Annotated in this window: 13 protein-coding genes; 6 read left to right on the top strand and 7 right to left on the bottom strand. The window is 74.8% G+C overall.

Going from position 1 to position 19,969, the window contains the following annotated elements; genetic code table 11:
* Nucleotides 1-259 precede the first annotated feature (259 nt).
* On the bottom strand, nt 260-2,986 hold the full coding sequence (locus WMF26_RS47865) for an ATP-binding protein (protein WP_437998146.1): 2,727 nt from the start codon (nt 2,984-2,986) through the stop codon (nt 260-262).
* A 92-nt stretch (nt 2,987-3,078) separates the two neighbouring features.
* On the opposite strand from WMF26_RS47865, the gene WMF26_RS47870 reads away from it, so the two are divergent.
* A complete protein-coding gene (locus WMF26_RS47870) occupies nt 3,079-4,008 on the top strand; it encodes a ketopantoate reductase family protein (protein WP_437998147.1) in 930 nt (309 codons plus the stop codon).
* 51 nt (nt 4,009-4,059) lie between these two features.
* Here WMF26_RS47870 and WMF26_RS47875 read toward each other — a convergent pair whose 3' ends face one another.
* The 6 genes from WMF26_RS47875 to WMF26_RS47900 all read right to left on the bottom strand — a co-directional run bounded on the left by WMF26_RS47875 (nt 4,060) and on the right by WMF26_RS47900 (nt 15,258).
* The gene (locus WMF26_RS47875; protein ID WP_437334653.1) at nt 4,060-4,527 is read right to left on the bottom strand and encodes a hypothetical protein; all 468 of its coding nucleotides are present in this window, start codon (nt 4,525-4,527) and stop codon (nt 4,060-4,062) included.
* A 543-nt stretch (nt 4,528-5,070) separates the two neighbouring features.
* Nucleotides 5,071-6,330, bottom strand: a complete 1,260-nt coding sequence (locus tag WMF26_RS47880) for a hypothetical protein (RefSeq protein WP_437998148.1) — start codon at nt 6,328-6,330, stop codon at nt 5,071-5,073.
* Nucleotides 6,331-6,545: 215 nt separating this feature from the next.
* Nucleotides 6,546-7,199, bottom strand: coding sequence for a 16S rRNA (guanine(527)-N(7))-methyltransferase RsmG (locus WMF26_RS47885; RefSeq protein WP_437998149.1), 654 nt, complete (start codon nt 7,197-7,199; stop codon nt 6,546-6,548).
* 85 nt (nt 7,200-7,284) lie between these two features.
* Entirely contained in the window at nt 7,285-7,896 is a 612-nt protein-coding gene (locus WMF26_RS47890; protein WP_437998150.1) for a DUF488 domain-containing protein, read from the bottom strand.
* Between the two features lie 112 nt (nt 7,897-8,008).
* The gene (locus WMF26_RS47895; RefSeq protein WP_437998151.1) at nt 8,009-13,516 is read right to left on the bottom strand and encodes a hypothetical protein; all 5,508 of its coding nucleotides are present in this window, start codon (nt 13,514-13,516) and stop codon (nt 8,009-8,011) included.
* Nucleotides 13,513-15,258, bottom strand: coding sequence for an ATP-binding protein (locus WMF26_RS47900; RefSeq protein ID WP_437998152.1), 1,746 nt, complete (start codon nt 15,256-15,258; stop codon nt 13,513-13,515). The genes WMF26_RS47895 and WMF26_RS47900 overlap by 4 nt, the downstream gene beginning before the upstream one ends.
* 455 nt (nt 15,259-15,713) lie before the next feature.
* Between WMF26_RS47900 and WMF26_RS47905 the strand changes: the two genes are divergently transcribed.
* The 5 genes from WMF26_RS47905 to WMF26_RS47925 all read left to right on the top strand — a co-directional run bounded on the left by WMF26_RS47905 (nt 15,714) and on the right by WMF26_RS47925 (nt 19,956).
* Nucleotides 15,714-16,460, top strand: a complete 747-nt coding sequence (locus tag WMF26_RS47905) for a hypothetical protein (protein WP_437998153.1) — start codon at nt 15,714-15,716, stop codon at nt 16,458-16,460.
* Between the two features lie 14 nt (nt 16,461-16,474).
* Nucleotides 16,475-16,879 carry a hypothetical protein gene (locus tag WMF26_RS47910; RefSeq protein ID WP_437998154.1) on the top strand — a complete coding sequence of 135 codons (405 nt, stop codon included), beginning with the start codon at nt 16,475-16,477 and terminating at the stop codon, nt 16,877-16,879.
* An 88-nt stretch (nt 16,880-16,967) separates the two neighbouring features.
* Nucleotides 16,968-17,918, top strand: a complete 951-nt coding sequence (locus tag WMF26_RS47915) for a hypothetical protein (protein WP_437998155.1) — start codon at nt 16,968-16,970, stop codon at nt 17,916-17,918.
* Complete coding sequence (locus WMF26_RS47920; protein WP_437998156.1) at nt 17,915-18,334, top strand: PIN domain-containing protein; 420 nt, start codon at nt 17,915-17,917, stop codon at nt 18,332-18,334. The genes WMF26_RS47915 and WMF26_RS47920 overlap by 4 nt, the downstream gene beginning before the upstream one ends.
* A 407-nt stretch (nt 18,335-18,741) precedes the next feature.
* Nucleotides 18,742-19,956 carry an STAS domain-containing protein gene (locus tag WMF26_RS47925; RefSeq protein WP_437998157.1) on the top strand — a complete coding sequence of 405 codons (1,215 nt, stop codon included), beginning with the start codon at nt 18,742-18,744 and terminating at the stop codon, nt 19,954-19,956.
* Nucleotides 19,957-19,969: the final 13 nt, after the last annotated feature.

Genomic DNA, 19,969 nt, shown 5'->3' on the forward strand with positions numbered 1-19,969 from the left:
GTCTACTGTGACCTCTGTTTCACAACTGTTTCGCTGGAATAAATTGTGTGTCCGATGGCGCGCTCGAGCCCGGACATTCCCTCTGTTTCCTGCGTGTTTCGCGGCGCCCGGCGAGCGCAACGAGGCTGCGCGCGAGGGCGATCTCGACAGCGTCAATGAAAGGAAACGGGCGATTATCGCGAATCAGGAGGAGTTTGTTTCGCGCGTGTGTCGCGCCGCCGCGGCGACTGCATTGCAGTTCTGAAAGGCGGCGGGCCGGTCACCCGCGTGGGGCGGCCTCGGCGACGAGGGCGAGCAGCTGCGCCGTGGCGACCGGCTTGGTCAGGTGCGCGTCGAAGCCGGCCTCGCGCGAGCGGCGGCGGTCCTGATCCTGCCCGTAGCCGGAGACGGCGGCGATGTAGGAGCCCCGGAGCTCGGGCTCGGCGCGCAGGCGCCGGACGACCTCGTAGCCGTCCATCCCGGGCAGGCCGATGTCGAGCAGGACGAGCTCGGGCTTCGACGCGCGCGCGGCCTCGAGCGCCGCCGGGCCGTCGTGCGCCATCGCGACGGTGTGGCCGTGGAGCTGGAGGATGCGCCGCAGGCCCTCGGCGGCGTCGACGTTGTCGTCGACGAGGAGGACGCGGAGGGCGCCCGCCCCGGAGCGCGGGATCTCGGTCGAAGGCGCCGCGGCGCTGTCCGCCGACGCGCCCGCGAGCGGGAGCCAGACGCTGATGGCGGTGCCCTCGCCGGGGCCGGCGCTCATGGCCTCGACGCGCCCGCCGTGCAGCTCGGCCAGCCGCTTCACGAGCGTGAGCCCGACCCCGAGGCCCCCCTGCGAGCGATCCAGCGTGCGCCGCGCCTGCATGAACGGCTCGAACACGCGCGGCAAGAGCTCGGCGGAGATGCCGACGCCGGTGTCCGTCACCCGGATCCACGCGTCGCCGCCGCTCGCCGCGCAGGAGAGCGACACGCGGCCGCCCGGGTTCGTGTACTTGATGGCGTTGGTGAGCAGGTTCACGACGATCTGCTCGATCCGCACCCGGTCGCCGTGCACGAGCACGCCCGGCTCGACCGACAGGGCGAGCTCGTGCCGGCGCTGCGCGAGGAGCGGGCGCACCGACTCGACCGCGGTCTCGACCACGGCGCCGACGTCGAACCGCTCCCGCTTCAGCTCGATCTTGCCGCGCGTGATCCGGGAGACGTCGAGCAGGTCGTCGACGAGCCGCACGATCGTCTTCACCTGCCGCTCGAGGGTCGCGAGGATCTGGCTGTCGTCGCGGTCGCCGCGGTCGCCGGTGCTCATGCGCAGGAGCTCGAGGCCGGTGGTGATGGGCGCGAGCGGGTTGCGGAGCTCGTGCGAGAGCATCGCGATGAACTCGTCCTTGCGCCGGTCCGCCTCGTGGGCCTCGCGGTACAGCCGGGCGTTCTCGAGGGCGACGCGCCGCTCGCGCTCGATGATGGCGGCGCGCTCCTCGTGCAGGCGGGCGCGCTCGAGGGCCTGCGCGCACTGGCGCGACAGCGCGAGCAGGAACTCCTGCTCCTCGTGATCGAACGGCCGGGGCTCCGCGAAGCTCAGCCCGAGCGCGCCGATCGGCCGCTCCTGGACGAGGAGCGGGAGACAGCAGAGCGAGGAGGTCGTGGAGGTCAGCGCGGTGGCGGCGAAGTCCGGGTACCGGGCGGCGCACTCCTTGCGCGTGCGCAGCCAGACGGGCGCGCCGGTCCGCAGGGGGTCGACGAGGGGGAGGCCGTCGGAGGTGGCCATCCTCCGGAAGCGCTCGACGATCTCGGGCTGGTAGCCGACCGCCTTGAGGCACTCGATCGCGTCGCCCGCCGTGATGACGATCGACCCGGCGTACGCCCCCGCGGCGGCGGCGCCCTGGTCGACGGCGACCTCCGCGACCGCCTCGCAGGTGAGCGCGTCGGCGAGCGCCGCGGTGATGCGCTGGAGGCCGGCCATGCGCTGCGCGGCGCGCTCGGCGGCCCGGCGCGCCTCCTGCTCGGCCAGGAAGCGCCGCCGCGCCTCGGCCTCGGCGTCGCGGGCCATGTCGTAGAGGCGCATGCGCTGCAGGGCCACCTGGATGCACTGCGCGAGCTCCTCGGCGAAGGCGAGATCGGCCGCGGTGTAGGTGCGGCCCGACTCGGCGGAGGCGAGCGTGAGCGCCGCGAGGACGCACTCCTCGCCGCGGATCGGCACGATCACCGCCGAGCGGCAGCCGAGCGCGCGCAGGGCGGCGAAGTGCTCGGCGTCGCGCGCCACGCCGGCGAACACGCTGTCGGGGATCTCGGACAGGAGCCGGCCGGGGCCGCCGTGGAGCACCTCGTGCAGCGGCGTCTCGGCCTCCGGCGGGACCCGGCTGCGCTCGGCCAGCCTGGACACGAGCTCTGCCTTGGCCGGGTCCGCGTGCGCGATGACCCGGGCGCGCAGGGCGCCGTCCGGCTCGATCGTGTGGACGGAGCACCAGTCCGCCACGGAGGTGACCGCGAGCTCCGCGACGCGCCGGTAGCTCGTGTCGCGATCGAGCACCGGATCGAGCAGGGCGGTCGCGTCGGCCAGGAAGCGGCGCGCCTCCTCGGCGCGCTTCTGCTCGCTGATGTCCGCGACGAGCGTGAAGAATCCGGCCACCTCGCCGCTCGCGCCGAAATGAGGAATGTACTGGATGCGGACGTGGCGCCTGCCGCTCCTGCGGTACACGAGCCGCGACTCGAAGTCTTGCGGCTGCCCGCCGAGCACCGCGTCGATGCGCGGCTTCACGGCGGCGTAGGCGGAGTCGCCGATCACCTCGCGCACGTGCCGGCCGGCGAGGGAGACGCGATCCTCGCCGAACCAGCGCTCGTAGGCCCGGTTGACGATGCGATAGCGCTCCTCGTCATCGATATAGGAGATGAGCGCCGGCAGGGCGTCGAGCAAGAGCTGGATCTGCTCGCCTTCCAGCGTCGCGCTCGGCTCGCCGCCTTCGGTCATGCTGCCGCCGGCTTGAGCCGTGGTGGGGACGTCCGGCCTTTGCATCTGGGCTCATGCATATCCGCAATCCGCGCTGATCGCCACATGTCGGTTCTCTGCGCTCGGTCCTCGGTCCGAGCGTGCTATGGTCGCCGCCGATGCGGATCCTCGTTGTCGGCGCGGGCGCGGTGGGCGGTTATTTCGGGGCGAGGCTCGCCCTCGCCGGGCAAGACGTCACCTTCGTCGCGCGGGGCGCGCACGCCGAGGCGATGCGGTCGCGCGGGCTGATCCTCCGTACGCCGACCGGCGAGGTGCGCACGCCGCCGCTGCGCGTGGCGCCGCTCGACGCGGTGCGCGGGCCGTTCGATCTCGCGCTCGTCGCCGTGAAGTGGCCGTCGCTCGGCGAGGTGAGCGCCAAGCTCCCCGGGCTGCTCGCGGCGGACGGCCTCGCTCTGCCCCTGCTGAACGGGCTGGAGTCGGAGGATGCGGTCGCGCGCGAGGTCGGCGCCTCGCGGGTGCTGGCCTCCATCGCGTACATGTCCGCGGGCCTCAGCGGCCCTGGGGAGATCGAGACGCTCGCGGCGACGCGCGCCGGCCTCGCGCCGTACCGGCCGGGGCAGGAGGCGCGGGTCGAGGCGACCGCCACGCTGCTCGAGCGCGCCGGCATCCCCGTCCGCCGGGGCTCGGACTACCGGGCGATGCTCTGGGAGAAGATGGTCTGGAACGCCCCCTTCAACGCGATCTGCGCGCTGACCGGCCAGCGCGCCGGGGCGGTCGTGGAGCGCATGGAGGACCTGCTCCGGGCGGCGATGCTCGAGGTGATCGCGGTCGCGCGGGCGGAGGGGGCGGACATCTCCGAGGCGACGGCGGACGCGATGATCGCGCTCACGCGCGCGGACTTCCCGCTCACCGAGCCGTCGATGCTGCAGGACGTGCGCGCCGGCCGCGCGACCGAGGTCGACATCCTCCAGGGCGCCGTGGTCGATCGCGGGCGCCGGGCGGGGATCGACACCCCGGTGCTGCGCACGCTCGCGACGCTCGTTCGCGGCCTGTCGCTCCGGGCGAGCGCGCCGCCTGCCGCCGGGTAGGCCCCGGGCCCGCGGCGGGGCCGGGGCGGGCTCACGACGTCCCATGTCGGCTCAGAACACCGTCCTGGCGGCGAGCCCCTTGCCCATGGGAATGATCTGCACGCTCCCGACCTCGGTCACCGTGCGCTTCGCCGGGAAGATGAAGCCGCTCAGGATCTGCAGCGCGCCGATGGCCTGACCGAGCCCGTCGGCCACGAGCAGCACCTTGTTGGTCGCCTCGGCGTTGCACGACCGATCGCCGCCGCATTTGCCGCGGGTCCCGAGATCGATCCAGGGCCCCGCGATGGGCACCCAGAGCGCTCGGTCCGCGGGCTTGTCGCTGAACGTCGCCACGACGGTCGAGATGCCGTAGGTGGTGCCGAGCACGGCGACGCCGCTCCAGATGAGCCCGCGGTTCGGCACGGAATCGGTGATGGTGACCGTGTCGCGCGTCCTTTCCTGAGCGTGCGCGGCTTCGGTGAATCCCATGGTAGCCACCGCCACGGCGGCGGCCGAGGTGAGAAGAGCGAGCTTGTTCATGCGGTCCTCCTGGCCGCATGGCGCATGAGCAAACGGGGTGCCGGTGCGGCGCGCGTCGGCGCGCGGCGAGCGTCGACGCGCGGCCGGCGCGCCACGCCGGTCGTCTCGTGTGGCGATCTGCCCCGCGTGGGACGGCGCGCCTCGTGGTGCTCGCGCCGAGAGGCGCGATCCACGCGGGAAACCGCGTCGCGCGCTCGCGTTCTCCCTCCTCGGCCGCGGGCTTGACGCTCGCGGGTCCGTCACAGGCCGAACGGCTCGAGCGCTCCAACATCGCTACACCCCCGAACGGATGGGCTCGCGAGCGCGCCGATCTGCGCGGAGAATTGGACGTGGAAGGAGAGGAGGGGAGAGCGTCGCGGGCGTTTCTTCCCGTCTTCCCTCCTGTTCGAGCCCGGCGCTCAACCTTGATGGAGCAGAGAGGGTGACGCGACGAGAGGAGGGGAGTTCGAGGAGCTGGAGAAAGCGTGTGGACCGGAGGGCCTCATCCGCGATGTCCGCGGCGCTCGCTGGGGAGGAGAGGCCCGGGTCCGGGGGACTTGCCGATCAGGCGCCGCCAGCGCCGCCAGCACCGCCCGCGCCGCCAGCAGCGCCGGTGCCGCCCGCGCCGCCGGTGCCGCCGGTCGCGCCGGTGCCGCCCGCGCCGCCGGTGCCGCCGGTCGCGCCGGTGCCGCCCTCGCCGCCCGTGCCGCCCTCGCCGCCCGTGCCGCCCGTGCCGCTCGTCGCGCCGGTGCCGCCCTCGCCGCCCGTGCCGGCGCCAGCACCACCGCCGCCGTCACCGCCGGCGCCACCACCGCCGCCGCCGCCGCCCGTGCCGGCGTCGTCCAGCGGGAAGGCCGGATCGAGGCAGAAGAGGCCGTGCGGCGTCTCGCTGCAGACGGTCCCATCCTCGCACTCTTCCCCGACGTCCTCGCACTCGGCCGGCCCGAAGAAGCAGAAGCCCACGACGTTCGTCTCCGTGCCCAGGTTCTCGCAGGAGAAGAGCGGCAGGAGGCAGTCGCTGTGGGCCTTGCACGCATTGACGCAGAGCCCGATGTCGCCCGGACCGGCGTCCAGATCGAGCGGGTAAGCGCAGAGGCCCTTCTGCGGACCTCCGCAGTCGAGGGCGGGATCGCCATTGAGCCCGCAGAGCTCGGCGCACATGGCGACTTCGTCGGTGACGCCGACGCACCACCCGGCGCAGGGATCGTTGCCGTCCTCGTCGAGCTCGCACTGGGTGCCGTTGGGCAGCCCCTCGTTCGGCTCGTCGACGCAGACGCTCGACCGGGGGTCGCACACGCGGTCGCTGCACTGGACGTCCGCGCCGCAGCCCGGCAAGCAGACCGTCGCCCCCTGGAATGCCTCACAGCGCAGCTCTTCGCGCCCCTGGCACTTGTCCGGATCGACGCTCGCGTCGCCCTCCGTGAACGGGGGATCCCCCGGAATGCAGCCGAGCAGGCAGAGGTCGCCGATGCACACGCTGCCTTCCCCCTCGCAATCGTCGTCTCCGCCGCACTCCTTCGTGCAGTACCCGCCCGAAGGGCCGCCGCCGAAGAAGTCGTTGGACCCCTCCAGAAAGCAGATCCCGTCCGGCCCGCAGTCGGCGTCCGCTTCGCACGCGGCGCCGAGGAACTTCGCGAGATCCGGGCCGCTGCTGCCGGTGCTCACGGCGACGGGGCCCGTGGTCGACGCGGACGTGGACGAGGCCGAGCCCGAGGCCCCGGTCCCGCCAGCGCCATCGTCCGGATCGTCAGAGCCACAACCGATGAATCCTGCCGAGGTGGCGACCGCGGTGAGCAAAACCGCCGAAATGCGTTGGATTTTCATGCCTGTCTCCGGAGCCAAGAGGCGGTGCCCAGGTCGGGCGCCTGCATGTGGTTTCCGGACAGTAACGGAATCGGTGAGGCTCCGCCATACCTGGGAACCGAGAAGCTCGCGAAATGGAGCCTCCGCAAAAGCGGACGACGCTCCGGGGTGCAGCCGCCGGCAGCAACGCAATCGGCGCGATTCGCGACTTTCTCAGGGGGCGCCCTACCTGGCGATCAGGCATTCTTGGCGGCTTCTGGCAGATACCGCACTGCGCGTCGATCGGCCCCGGTGAGCGGCCAGCGATACCGGAGATCGGTCGCGGGCGCCCAGCCGGCGTGCGCCGGCGGCTCGTCGCGGGCGAGCAGGACCCAGATCTCGCGCCGCTCCGCCGGCTCGCGCGCCGTGAGCGCCGCGCCGAGGGGCAGCCACGCGTCCGGCGCGAGCGTCGCGCGGGAGATCGCCACCTCGAACGACCTCCCTGCGCGCACGAGGTCCTCGCCGCGCGCGCGCTCGACCCGCGGTGCCTTCTTGAGCTCGCCCTCCTGAACCAGCGTGCCTATCGCCGTCCGCAGGAAGGCGACGCGCTTTTGCAGGGGCTCGACCAGGGTCACGTCCAGATCCGGCCGCAGCAGCGCGAGCGGCAGCCCGGGCGCGCCGGCCCCGGTGCCGACGTCGACCACGCGCCGCCCCTCGGGGACGTGCTCCGAGAGGAGCCGCGCGTCCGCGAGCATCAGATCGACGAGCTCATCGGGGCTCCGCGCGGCCGTCAGATCGACCTTCGCGTTCCACCCCTGGACGAGCTCGAGCCAGCGCGCGAGCGCCTCGCCGGCGCGGGAAGGCAGGCTCGGCTCGCGGCCGGCGAGCACCGCCGCGATCTTCTCGGTCATTCGCGCCGCGGCGCTCTCCGTCATGGGCGCAGTGGAGCACAAGACCCGGGGCGGATGCACCCGGCGGCGCGGCGCGGCCCGCGGATCACCGCGCGCGGCGCGGGCGCGCGGGCCGCGCCGGCGCAGGGGCGCGCCCGGCGCCGGCGCCGCCGAGCGGCAGCGCGCGCTGGGCGCCGACGTCGTAGATGAGGCGGCCGGAGCGGTCGATCCGCGCCGCGGGGTTCAACGTGTGCGGGGCCCGCGCGCCGGGGCCGAGCAGGTGGACGACCGCGAGGCCGCGCGCCACGAGGGCGTCGGCGATGAGGCGGCGGTGGCAGCGCCACCAGAGCGTCTCGGCGCACATGACGGCCAAGCGCCGTCCGGCCCGGGCTTCCGCCTCCACCTCGGCGAGCGCGCGCTGGAACTCGGCCGTCTCCATGTGGTCGGCGTAGGCCCGGAAGCTCGGGTTCTCCCAGGCGATATGGGGCGAGCCGTCCCGCCCGGTCCGCCGGCCGCCCAGCGCGTCGCCGCGGAAGACGTAGGTCACCCCGAGCGGCGGCAGCGCCTCGGCCAGCGCGGGGCGGCCGAGGTGCGGCGAGCGGCTGGATCCCGGGAACCTCCGGACGTCGACGAGCGTGTCGGCCGGCCCCTCGCCGAGCAGCTCGACGAGCTCCTCCACGCTGCGGGTGCCGTGGCCGATGGTGAAGACGGTGTCCACGGAGAGAGCTTTGCGTCCCGGCGGCGGGCAGGCAACGCGCGGCGGAGGCGCGGGGCGGGCTCTGCCGCGCCGGCGCGGGCCTTATGCCCCGGCGGCGCGCCGCCGGCGCGCGCTACCCCATCCAGCGCAGCAGGTGCTCGAGCGCCCGGCGCTCCTCCGCGTCGGTGACCGACTTCAGCGCGCGGTTCACCTCGCCGACGGCGGCCGCCGCCAGCAGCGCGACGGCCGCGGGGTCCGGCGCGCCGCGCCCGCGCAGCCACGCGAGCGCCTCGTGCTCGGTGTTGACGACGATGTGGCACCGGCTCGCGTCGTAACGGACCGGCCGCCCCGAGCGGCTCTCGACGACGGCGCGGACCGGGGACCCCGCGAGGCCCATCCGGGCGATGGCCTCGCCGAGCGCCGCCGCGAGCGGGCTCTCGGCCGGGGCGCCGCGCCGCTCGGGCGAGGCGCCGGGCAGCGCCGCCGCCTCGCCGCCGATGAGGCCGCGGACGCTGCGCCACAGCGCGCCGACCCACGCGCGCGCGCGGCTCGAGTCGGGCGCGCCCGCGGCGGCCTCGGCGCTGGATGCGCCCGCGGGGGATCGCTCCAGGGTCATGCCCGCGGCGGCGCGCGCGCCGCGGGAGCTCGGCGGCGCTTCGGCGTTCGCCGCGAAAGCGACGGCCCCGGCGGCGACCCCGACCTCGGCCGCGCCCACGCCGGCGCCGGTCGACGCCGGCGGCGCCGCGGGCGCGCCGAGCTCGCGCAGCGCGCCCGGGGAGGCCCGGTGGCGCAGCACCTCGACGAGCGGCGAGCCGTCGTCGAGCAGCACGAACGCCGGCGTCTCCTCCGGGAAATCGCCGTCCGCGCTGCCGCGGCGATCGGTGATCCACAGGCAGCCGCGCGCCGCGAGCTCCGCGCGGACCTCCGCCGGGCCGACGGTCTCCCCGCCGGCGGTCCGCGCGGCGAGCCTGCCGCCGGAGAGGCGGCCGAGCAGGTGCAGGTTCCACAGGTAGGGCGCGGCGGCCGCCTCGTCCGAGAGCTCGGCCGCCATCGAGGCCGCCGCCGCCATCGCGAGCTCCGCGACCGTTTCCCACGGCGCCGCGTGGAGCGGCCACACGAGGAGCATCCCCTCGACCGGCGCGAGCCCGCTCACGCCGCCGGCGCCCGCCCCGGAGAGCAGCGCGCGCGGCGTGAAGCCCTCGCCGTGGCCGCCGCCCTCGCCGGCGCCGCTGCCCTCGCCGTGGCCGCCGCCCTCGCCGGCGTCGCGGCCCTCGCCGGCGCCGCGGCCCTCGCCGGCGCCGCCGGCCTCGCCGGGGCCGCGGCCCTCGACGGTCGCCGCGGAGGGTGCGCCGACGAGCACCCGCGGCGCGCGGGGCCACCGCGCCGGCAGCCAGAGCGCGCCGGTCACGAACAGCGGCCGCGGCCCGCCCGTGGCGGCGTCGATCCACCGCGTCGCGAGCGCGTCCCCGGGCGGCGCGAGCCGGCCGCGCAGCCACCGGCCGGCGGCGTCGCGCACCGCCTGCCGGAGCCTCGCCGCGTCCGCGCTCGCCTTGAGCCCGTCGAAGGCGCGGTTCGGCTCGAGCGCGTCGTCGTTGACGGCCGCGCACAGCGGCCACCCGTCGCCGGCGTCGATCGCGCAGAGCGGGCGCCGCCCGACGTGCACCGCGATCCCGGCCGCGCCGGCGTGCTCCGGGGCGAGCAGGCCGATCTCGCCGTGCGCCGGCGGCGCGCCCTCCTGCGGGGCGAAGGGGAAGACGGCGAAGCACGCCGCGCGCGCGCCGTCGTCGAGGCCGACGACGGCGAGCGGCGGCGCCGCGAGGCGCTCCTCGGTCGCGCGATCGCGCGCCACGACGTCGGTGATGTCCTTGACGACCACCGCCGTCGCGAGCTGCAGCCGCTCGGGCGTGCTCAGCGCGAGCACCGGCCGCTCGTAGCGCTGCTTCGGGTAGGGCGGCGGCGTCGAGGTGCACAGCCACGTGGCGCGCGGGTTGAGCCGGAGCTCGTCGAGCGACCAGAGGGTCCCCTCGATGTCGGGGAACAGCGGCGCGCTCGCGGCGCCCGCGACCACGCGCTTGCCCTGGGCGAGCGTCCGCAGGACCGCGCGGCGCGTGTGGCTCCGGACGAACGGCGGCAGCTCGTCGAAGTGGGGCGCGAGCGAGATCAGGTAGCGGCCCGCGCCCTTCGCGAGGCGCGTCAGCAGCGCGTGCACCTCGTCCCTCGGCGGGTCCGCGGAGGAGGCGCGCGCCACGATGCGCAGCGGGATCGGCAGGTCCACCTCGAGGCGCCGCTCCTCGCCGCCCGGGCCGACGAGGCGGGCGTCCGACGCCGGCCCCTCGACGATCTCGATCTCGCCCTCGAGATCGCGCACGCCGAGCGCCGCGGGGCTCACCCGGAGGAGCGGGTGCGACGGCGCGCCCGGCTGCGCGAGCGGCGCGCGCGGCGCCGGCGCGGCGCCGGCGCCCGCCCGGCGCTCCTCTTGCGCCTCTTGCGCCTCTTGCGTCCCTTGCGTCTCTTGCGTCCCTCGCGTCTCTTGCGCGCTCTCGGCGCGCCTGCGGAGGTTCTGCTCGATGGCGGCGCGGAGCCGCCGCGCCGGCACCGCGGCGGCCGCCGGGAGGACGCGGCCGCCGGCCCACCGCAGGAGCGCCGCGCGCTCGCGCGGGTCGCGGACGACGAGGGGGTGCCAGGCGAGCGTCTCGAAGCCGGGCGCCTCGTCGAGCACCGGGATCGGCGCCGGCGGCGGGTGCGCCCGGTCGACGGCCTCGAGCGAGCGCGCGACCTCCTGGCCGCGCGGGTCGAGCATCGCGAGCAGCGGCAGGCGCCGGATGCGCGCCGCGAGCCCGCCGGGGCCCGCCTCGGCCGGCGTGCTCCGGGCCCGCTCCGCGAGCGCCCGCGCGCTGTCGAGGAGGTAGGCGGCGAGGCGCGCGTCCGGCCTGCCGCCGTGGCGGAGCGGATCGTCCCGCAGCCCGAGCCGCGCGCGCGCCGCCGCGTCGCCCTCGAGCGCGGCGACGATCGCCTCGCAGAGCGCGCGCTCGACCTCGTGGACCGCGGCGTCGTTGCGGGGCGACACGACCCCGTTCCACGCCCGGTTCGGCACCGCCGCGTCGTCGTCGATCGCGACGTGGGCGGGGCCGAGGAGCGGCGCGGCCTTCAGGGTGGCGAGCGGCTGCGACGCGTGGTGCCACACCTCGACCATCGCGTCGCCGGGCGTGGCGAGGGCGAGGAAGCCGGCGCCGGCGACCTCGAGGACCGGCGCGCCCGCGGCGCCCTTCGGCGCGAGCTTCTCCAGCGACGCCGCGAGCGCGCGCCGCCGCGCCGGGCCGCGCGCCTCGAGCTCGTCCTCGCCGAAGAGCCCCGGCGTGTAGGGGACGAGCTCGCACCCCGGGATCGCGGCGGCGAGCCAGTCGAGCTCGCGCTGCGAGGCGGCGAGCACGGGCCGCCGGTCGGCCGCGCGCCCCCGCGCCTCGGGCGGCGCGGTGCAGAGGCCGCCCGCCGCCCGCGCGAACGCGGCCAGGCCCTTGAGGCTCATGAGCCGGCTCGACCCGTGCAGCGGCCAGAGCCGCGCCTCCAGGAGGCCGCCGAAGCGCGACGGCGCGAGGTCATCGCCGCCGCGCCGCCCCGGCGCGCCGCGCCGCGCCTGCCTGCCGCCGGGCGCGCCGAGGCGCGGCGGGGCGCAGAACAGCGCCCCGATCGCGGCGCGCAGCGGGCCCCTCAGGCGAGCGAGCTCGCGCTCGGGCGGCGGCGCGCCCTGGTGCGCGGCCCTCGGCCCGAAGAGCCGCCGCGCCTCGGCGTCGGCCGCGGCGAGCGCGACGCCGAGCGCGTGGCGGATCGCGCGGATGAAGCGCGCGTCGCGCTCCACGCCGTCGTACCCGAACCGCGGCCGCACGCGCCCCTCCCACGCGAGCGCGATCTCCACGGGCAGGGGGACGGCGGCGGGATCGAGCGCCACGGTCTCGAGGTGCCGCCCGTCCACGAACACCCGGACCTCGGCGCCGCGGTGGGCCTCGCCGCCGTCGGCGAAGACGGCGAGCTCGCCGCGCAGGCCGTCGAGCGGCCCCTCGTCCACGTGGAAGGCGGCGCGGAAGGCGTGCTCGGGCGAGGGCGGCACCACGGGCTCGCCGGTCGCGTGCAGGAGGAACGCCCTGCGGCGCCCGGCGCCGAGCTTCGCCTGCTCGAGCATCGCCTCCGTGTCGGCGAGCGGGAGCCCGGCGAGCGCGCGCTCGACGAGCCCCCCGCGGCTCCAGATCACGTCGCTGGCCCAGGGGGAGAGCTCCTCCGGGAGCCTCGCGTCGCCGCGATGGAGGAACAGGGTCGTCGCGTCGTGCGCGTCGAGCGCCGCGAGCGACATCGGCCGCCCGTGCCCGTCGCGGAGCAGCGGGAGCTCGCGCGCGGCCTGCGCCTCCGGGGGCAGCCTCCCGCCCGCGCGCGCCGCCCCGGTCGCGACGCACGCGAAGGCCGCGAGCGCGTCCTCGATCCGGCCGCGGTCCTCGTCGAGGACGAGCGCGCCCTCGGGGATCGTGCCCTCGCCGCGGGCGACGGCGGTGAGCGCCGCGAGCGCGTCGAGCAGCGCGCCGCTCGCCGCCTCGCGCAGGCGCGCGCGGAGGGGCGCGTCCTCGCGCAGCGCCGAGCGCGAGGCGTTGGTGGGCAGCTCGTCCGCGTCGACGACGAGGCGGACCGGGAGCTCGACGCCCTGGTAGGGCGCCGAGGGGAACCGCGGCTCGAAGTGGAAGCGCTCGCGGACGAGCCGCACGCCGTGCTCGAGGTAGTCGACGGCGGGGAGGCCGGAGAGGGGCAGGGACAGGGGCAGGGACAGGGGCGGGGACAGCGGCGGGAGGGGAGACAGGGCGTTGGAGAGCGGCGACGAGGGCGCCGCGGGCAGGGGCGTGGCGGCGGCCGGCGCGGCCGCGAGGTCGCGGGGCGCGACGATCTCGATCGCGGCGCGGCGCGCGCCGTGCACGTGGAAGGGCACGCGCACGAGCGCCGCGGGCTGGCCGCCCGGGAGGGCGCGGCGGAGCGGCTCGCCGGCGAGGGTGATCGGGATCGGGAAGTCGGCGGTGGCCGCGGCCAGGTGGGCGAGCTCCGGCGGGGTGTCGCCGGTGAGCGCCCGGCGCAGCACCGACCATCCGAGCCGCCGCCGCACCTCGACGCGCAGCCCGGCGGCGGGCATCCCGGGCGGCCGCGGCACCTCGTCGCAGGCGGGGGCGGCGGCCGGCGCGAGGGCGTCGGCTGGCGCCTCGAGCAGGGCGGGCGTGAAGCGCACGCGCGTGCAGGTCGCCCCGGAGGCCTCGCCGGACGGCCCGCGGCCGGTCGTGATCAGGTCGACGCGCGCGGGGCGCAGCCCGAGCGCCGCGTTCACGCCGAGCGCGAGCAGCCGGAGCCTCCGGGACGGCGCGTCGGGCGCGGCGTTGAGCACGTGGTCGAGCAGGCGCGTGAGGACGGGCGCGTCGGGCGGCGCTCCGTCGAAGGTCACGGCGACGTCGTCGGCGTCGTACTCGAGGTCGATCCGCGTCGCGCCGCCGGCCGCGGCGGCGCGGACGAGCTCGAGCAGGTAGAGGTCCAGGTCGACGAGCAGGTGTTCCCGGAGCTTCTGGACGGCGCGGCGGGCATCGACGCGGATGGCGCCGCGGGCGACGATCCGGCTCACCGCGGGAGCCCCCTCGGCGCGCGCGCGAGCGGCGGCGGGCTCGCCGCGAGGTCGAGGAGCCGGTCGCTGTCGTCGGGGTCGAGCGGCCCCTTGGCCTCGACGAGCAGCGCGCGGGCGAGCAGGTTGCCGGCGGTCACGGGATCGACGGCGGCGCGCCTGCGCGCGAGCGCCACGGTGTCGCTGTCGACGTTGAGGTAGAGGGCGTGCCCTGGCCGGAAGCGCGCCGCGCGCCGCACCACGTCGCGCGCGGCGTGGCAGCTCCGCTCGGGCCCGCCGCGCTCGCGGGCGGGCAGGAGGATCGCGCCGCGCTCGCGGAGGGCGCCCTGGATCTGGCAGAGGCTCACGCGGGCGACGCGGTGCCGGGCGCGGGCGAGGGCGCCTTCGACCACCTGGAGCAGCGGCGCGTCGGCCGCGCGGGCGCTCTCGGGCGCCTCGTGCACGAGCAGGTAGGCCGCGCGCGCGTGCTCGATGCGCGCCGCCGGGAAGCACCGCTTGAGCAGCGCGACGGTGGCGGGGTGGTTGCACAGCACGACGGGCAGGCCGCCCTGCGCCATGGCCTCGGTCAGCGCGTCGGCCCGATCGGCGACGAGCAGCGGCTCGCGCCCTGGCGCGAGCGCCCGCAGGCCGGCGCGCGCCCGGTCGCCGGCGACGGGGCTCGCGAGCGGGAACGGGATCTCGTCGGGATCGAGCGCGGTCGGCGGCGACAGCGCCGCCTCGAGCATGGCCGCGTACGTGGCGGCGGCGCGCTCGCTGGCGGCGGCCCTCGCCGCGGCCTTGGGGAGGCGTGCGGCGAGCTTGCGGCGGAGCGGCCCTTTGACGAGCTCGCGCACGCGGGCGAGCGCCTCCCAGAAGGCGTCGTCGCGGCGGACGTTGTCGCGGCTCAGGGTGTGCTGGAGGTGGGGGCTCATCACCTTGAACCGAACGCCCGACAGCCCGCCGAAGAGCTCGTCCGTGGTCTCGAACAGGGTGAGGCCGCGGTTGTAGAAGCCGGCGAAGCTCTGGCCCTGCTCGGCGGCGGGCTCGCCGCCGGTGGGGGGTGGGAGGTGCTGGGCGCCGGCGGACGGGCCGACCACGAAGGTGGTGTCCTCCTCGACGGCGGTCACGGACACGGGCGCCGCGACGGAGAGCGGGGCGTCGATGCGCTCGACGGATGCGCGCGCGTTTCCTTCGTGGTCGGCGATGCTGAGGGCGATCTCGCACTCGGCGTGGCGGCACCAGCGGCGGAGCGCCGCCCGCGCGCGCCGCGCGTGCTCCACGAACGCCTCCCGGCTGAGCCGCTGGATCAGGGTCACGCGGGTGCCGCTGCCCTGTCGGGGCCCGGCGTCCTCGAGCTCGTAGCTCGTGTCGCTGCGCAGGTGGAGGAGCCAGGCCTGGCCGTCGCGCCACGTCTCGACGTCGACCTGCTCTGGCTGGATGGCGAACACGGAGACGAAGCCGACGCCGTATTTGCCGATCTTGCTGGGGTCGCCTTCCTTGGACGAGCTGAAGAGGGTGAGGAGCGGTCCCTCGATGTCCTCGCGGCTCATGCCGCTGCCGTCGTCGGCGACCGAGGTGGCGCAGGCGCCGGGCAGCGTCTCGACGCGCACGGAGATCTTGCGCGCGCCGGCGTCCATGCCGTTCTGCACGAGCTCGCGGAGGAAGGCGTACGGGTCGGCGAACTGCTGCACCATGTCGGCCACGGGGCCTGGGGGCGGCGCCTTCGGCGCGGCGCGGTCCTCGCGGGACGATCGGTAGGGGGCCATGGCGCGTTGCGAGGGTATCACAGGGCGGAGGTGGTCCTCGGGCGTGTCCTGGAAGGCTCATGGGGTATCCCAGGGCGGAGGCGGTCCTCGGGCGTGTTCTGGAAGACTCATGATGTCCCCTTCCCGGCGCCCTGCAGATCGCCGTCGTGGCTCCGGCTTGTTCGCCTCGCCGGCGGGGCAGCAGGGATGGTCGGCGCGACGCGTGCGCCTCGCGGCCGGGGCAGCGGGGATGGTCGGCGCGACGCCCGCGCCTCGCGGCCGGGGCATCAGGGATGGTCGGCGCAACGCCCGCGCCTCGCGGCCGGGGCATCAGGGATGGTCGGCGCGACGCCCGCGCCTCGCGGCCGGGGCATCAGGGATGGTCGGCGCGACGCCCGCGCCTCGCCGCCCGAGCGGCACTGTTCCGACGGCCGGGGCGGCTTGATCTTCCTGCTCGCCTTTCTACCCTCGACAGGATGCAACTACTCACGCTGTCCGATCTGAAGCTCGGGCTCACCGACCTGTTCGACAAGCGCAGACCGGCGCTCTTGCGCACGAGCTCCGGCGAGACCTACGAGCCGATGCTCGCGAAGAAGCTGGAGGAGATCTCCGCGCTCCCTCCCGTCGTGATCGGAGGGAAGGCCCTCGCGGCGGAGCTCGAGGAGACCGACGTGGAGCATGATGGCTTCGGCAAGGCGGTCTGGTACATGACCGAGGCTTACCTCCGGCACCCGCAGGTCTCGGCGGAGACGGTCGCCGCTGCGACGCGGATCCGCCGCGCGTTCATCCCCGCCCTGTCCGAGCTCAAGGCGAGCTACGCGGATGAGGCCAGGGCGGCCATCGAGCGCAAGAAGATCCTCAAGCAGCACAAGGCCGATCTCGAGCGCTTCCCCGCCGCCGGCGGAGAGACCCTCCATGACTGGATCAGCGGCTTCCTCGACGCCGGCGAGCGGCTCCACTCCATGCTCAGCGATCGCGCCGACATGAAGGAGACCTCGCGCAAGGGCGCGGGCGCGCTCCGCGCCGCCACGATAGGCCTCCTCTCCCGCCTGCGGGCGGGCATCGCCGACGAGCTAGAGCACAACCCGAAGCTGCCGCCCGACCTCGAAGCCCAGGTGTTCGGCTATCTGGACGAGCTCAATGTCCCCCGCGCCGCCGCGGCGAGGGTGAAGAGGGCGAAGAAGGCTGTGCCCGAGGCGCCCGCGCCGCCAGAGATTGCCTGAGCACCGGGGAGGCCGTGTACACCACTGAGCTGGCCTCCCGCCCTCGCGCGCGGGCATGGGTCCTCGATACGATCGTTGGATATCTCACCGGGGTGCGGCGCGTGTTCGAGATCGAGTGCACCACGTCGATCTACTCCGGTCTGCTCCGGATGTCGGATCTCCTGTCCCTCCAGCCGAACCTCGACATCAAGCTCTACCTGGTCGCTCCCGAGGAGCGCCGCGACAAGGTCGAGCACGAGATCCAGCGCCCGACCTTCGCGCTGCGCGAGAAGGCACTTCCCGAGGTCTGTGGCTTCCTGCCGTTCAACAAACTGTGCGAAACCCTCGAGGGAATCCGTAAGCTCCAGCTCGCATCGTCCCTCAAGCCCAACTTTCTCGAGAAGGTGGCGGAGTACTTCGCTCAGGAGCCCGACACCTGACGCCCCACCGTGCACGGCGGCGCCCGCTCGCGCTATCCTCTTCCTGTCGGCTTCGGCCGAGCCACGCCACGACCCGAAGGAGCCCGCCGTGCCCATCGTCCACCACGCCGTCCGCCTCTCCAGCGCGAAGCGCTTCGGCCATCGCGTGCCAGCCGCCCCGCTGGGCGTCGCCCTCCAGCAGGTCGACGTTGCGGTGCGGCGCTCCGTCCTGATGGCCTTCGAGGGGCGGAGCGTCGCGGCCGGACGACCTCGTGCCTGGTTCAACGCCGCCTGCGACATCCGGCTCGTGGACGTCGAGGGCAACGACGACACGACCTTGCACTTCGAGGCACCGGAGCTCGGCGAGGCCGCCGAGGAGCTCTATCTTCAGGCGGAGATATGGCCGTCGCGGCCTCCTCCCGGTTGGACAGGGTTCGACGTGCTCGCCGGCGTCCTCCAGGACGTCGGCGCCGGCAACCCGGACAGCGAGCGCTTCGATCGCCCCCTGCTCCAGCGCGTCGCTCATTTCGGCCGGTTGCTCGAGGCCGGATTCGACGCGCTTCGGGTCGAGGAGCACCGGACCGGTGCTCCCGGCGAGGCCGTGGTCGACCGAGTGACGGTCGAGACGGCGAGGAAGCTCAGCGCATCCACGCCAAGAGCCCAGGCCGTGCGCATCGCTGGCCTGCTCGACATGGTCCGGATGAGCACCCAGTCCTTCGCGATCAAGCTCGACAGCGGAGAGGAGATCCGGGGCGTGCTCGCTGGGGGGAGCGTCGAGGCCGCCCGCGAGCTCCTCAGCCGTCGCGTCATGGTCCACGGCCGGGCAGTGTACCGCCCTTCGGGTCGTATCCTTCGGCTCGACGCCGAGCGGATCGAAGATGGGGAGGGGATCTCCGGCTTCTGGTCGAAGGTCCCGAAGCCCATCTTCGGTCGTCGCAGGGAGCCGCGAGCGCTCTACAGACCGCAGACCGCGACGTCCGGCGTCAACGCGATCTTCGGGAAGTGGCCGGGCGACGAGACGGACGAGGAGTTCGACCAGGCCATCAAAGAGCTCTCATGACTGGGCTCGTTCTGCTCGATACTGTGGTCGTCCTCCATCTCGTACGAGGGAACGAGACCGGCAGGGCGATCGACGCAGCGATGCGCCTCGGCAAGCGCGCGGAGCGCCCGCTGATCTCCGTCGTCACGGTCGGCGAGGCGCTCGCGTTTGCGCAGTACCGCGGCTGGGGCGAAGACAAGACAGAACGTCTCCGAGATCTCCTCGGGCAGCTCGTGCCGATCGATATCCACGATGAGGCCGTGTTCGAAGCCTACGCCGCGATGCATACATACCTGGTGCGAAAGGGAAAGAAGCTGTCCGATAACGATATCTGGATCGCGGCATGCGCTCGGGCAGCATCCGCTACCCTGATCACGACGGACAAGGACTTCGACCCACTTCACGGCGAGTTCATCCAGCGCGTCTGCTTCGAGTGAAAGACAAGGTCCTCTGAACGTGTCGAACCCCTCCGCTCAAATCGTCCAGAAGCTCTGGTCCTGCTGCAACGTCCTGCGCGACGACGGCCTGTCCTATGGCGACTACGTCCGATCTGCCGATCAAACCAATCCTCGATGAGCTCTCACGTTCCTGTGACCGCCAAATCCCCCGCGCCCCTCACCACCCCTGCGCCGCTCCTGTCTGCGCAAGTCGATCTCCGTCGCCCTCGACCGCCCTCTCCGTCACGCGCCGCTGAGCCGGCCCGCTTTCTCTCCCCGTAAGCCGGCACGCTGATGCCGCGCGCATTCTCATCCCGATCGCATCGCGCCGACCCGGGAAGCCCTTCCCCCGCGCGCTTCGTCCACGGTATATCTGGGCTTCTTGCCCTCGAGGAGATGTGAGCCTGATGGAATCTGCCCCCAGCGCGTTGCTCGGCGAGCTCTTCGCCCGTTCTCCCGATCTGCTCTTCATCGCCTCGGCCGACGGGGCGCTGCTCCACGGGAGCGGTGGGCTGCGCGAGGCGCTGGGCCCCGGGGTCGAGGGCGGCGCGCTCCTCGCGGATCTCGCGCACCCGGACGATCGCGCGGCGCTCGCGGCGGCGTGGTCGGCGCTCCTCCAGCGCGGCGAGCCCGTCTCGTTCGACGTGCGCCTGCGCGACGGCGGCGGCGCCTACCGGCCGCTCTCGTGCACCGCCAGCCGGTCGTCGTCCGATCGCGGCGCCGTCCTCGGCTCGCTCCGCCCCGCGCCCACGGCCGCCGCCGCGCCCGCGGCGACCGAGGAGGAGCTGAGCACGCTGCGGCTCAAGGCGCGCATCCTCGACGGCATCGCCGAGTACGTGGAACCCATCGCGATATGGGCGACCGACGGCGACGGGACCTACGTCTATCACCAGGGCAAGGCCATCGCGAAGAGCGGGTTGACGCCGGGGCAGCACCTCGGGCTCAACGTGTTCGACCTCTATGCCGCCTCCCCGGACACCGCCGCCGAGATGCGGCAATGGTACGACGGCCAGGTGCGCCGCGGCCGAAGCGAGGCGCACGGCACCTACTGGGACACCTGGCTCATCCCGCTCCGCAGCGCGCCCGGCGAGCGCGTCGACGGCGTGCTCGGGATCTCGCTCGACGTGTCGGACTCCAAGATCGTCGAGAACGAGCTGCGCATTCAGATCGACCGGATCGCGGCGCAGCAGAAGGTGATTCGCGATCTCTCCACGCCCATCATCGAGGTCTGGGACGGCGTGCTCACGCTGCCCATGGTCGGCACCGTCGACAGCGTGCGCACCGCCGAGGTCATGGACAGCCTGCTCCGGCAGATCGTCGAGAAGCGGGCGAGCTTCGCCATCCTCGACCTCACCGGCGTCGAGGTCGTCGACACCAAGGTCGCCGCCCACCTCGTCGAGCTCGTCACCGCGATCCGGCTCCTCGGCGCCGACGGCATCGTCGCCGGCATCAAGCCGACCGTCGCCCAGACCATGGTCGCCCTCGGCCTCGACCTCTCCCAGCTCAACACGCAACGCAACCTGCGCGCCGCCCTCAACTACGCCATCCGGACCATGACCCGCGCTCAGGCCGCCTCGCTCGCGCCGAGCCACCCGGCGCCCGGCAAGCCGCCGTCCCCCTGAACGCCCCCCGGCG

This window comes from Sorangium sp. So ce185, assembly GCF_051526825.1.
Lineage (GTDB): Bacteria > Myxococcota_A > Polyangia > Polyangiales > Polyangiaceae > Sorangium > Sorangium cellulosum_D.

Coding starts and splice junctions, on each gene's coding strand:
- WMF26_RS47865 (WP_437998146.1), bottom strand. CDS start 2,986: ATGCAAAGGCCGGACGTCCCCACCACGGCTCAAGCCGGCGGCAGCATG.
- WMF26_RS47870 (WP_437998147.1), top strand. CDS start 3,079: ATGCGGATCCTCGTTGTCGGCGCGGGCGCGGTGGGCGGTTATTTCGGG.
- WMF26_RS47875 (WP_437334653.1), bottom strand. CDS start 4,527: ATGAACAAGCTCGCTCTTCTCACCTCGGCCGCCGCCGTGGCGGTGGCT.
- WMF26_RS47880 (WP_437998148.1), bottom strand. CDS start 6,330: ATGAAAATCCAACGCATTTCGGCGGTTTTGCTCACCGCGGTCGCCACC.
- WMF26_RS47885 (WP_437998149.1), bottom strand. CDS start 7,199: ATGACCGAGAAGATCGCGGCGGTGCTCGCCGGCCGCGAGCCGAGCCTG.
- WMF26_RS47900 (WP_437998152.1), bottom strand. CDS start 15,258: ATGGCCCCCTACCGATCGTCCCGCGAGGACCGCGCCGCGCCGAAGGCG.
- WMF26_RS47905 (WP_437998153.1), top strand. CDS start 15,714: ATGCAACTACTCACGCTGTCCGATCTGAAGCTCGGGCTCACCGACCTG.
- WMF26_RS47920 (WP_437998156.1), top strand. CDS start 17,915: ATGACTGGGCTCGTTCTGCTCGATACTGTGGTCGTCCTCCATCTCGTA.
- WMF26_RS47925 (WP_437998157.1), top strand. CDS start 18,742: ATGGAATCTGCCCCCAGCGCGTTGCTCGGCGAGCTCTTCGCCCGTTCT.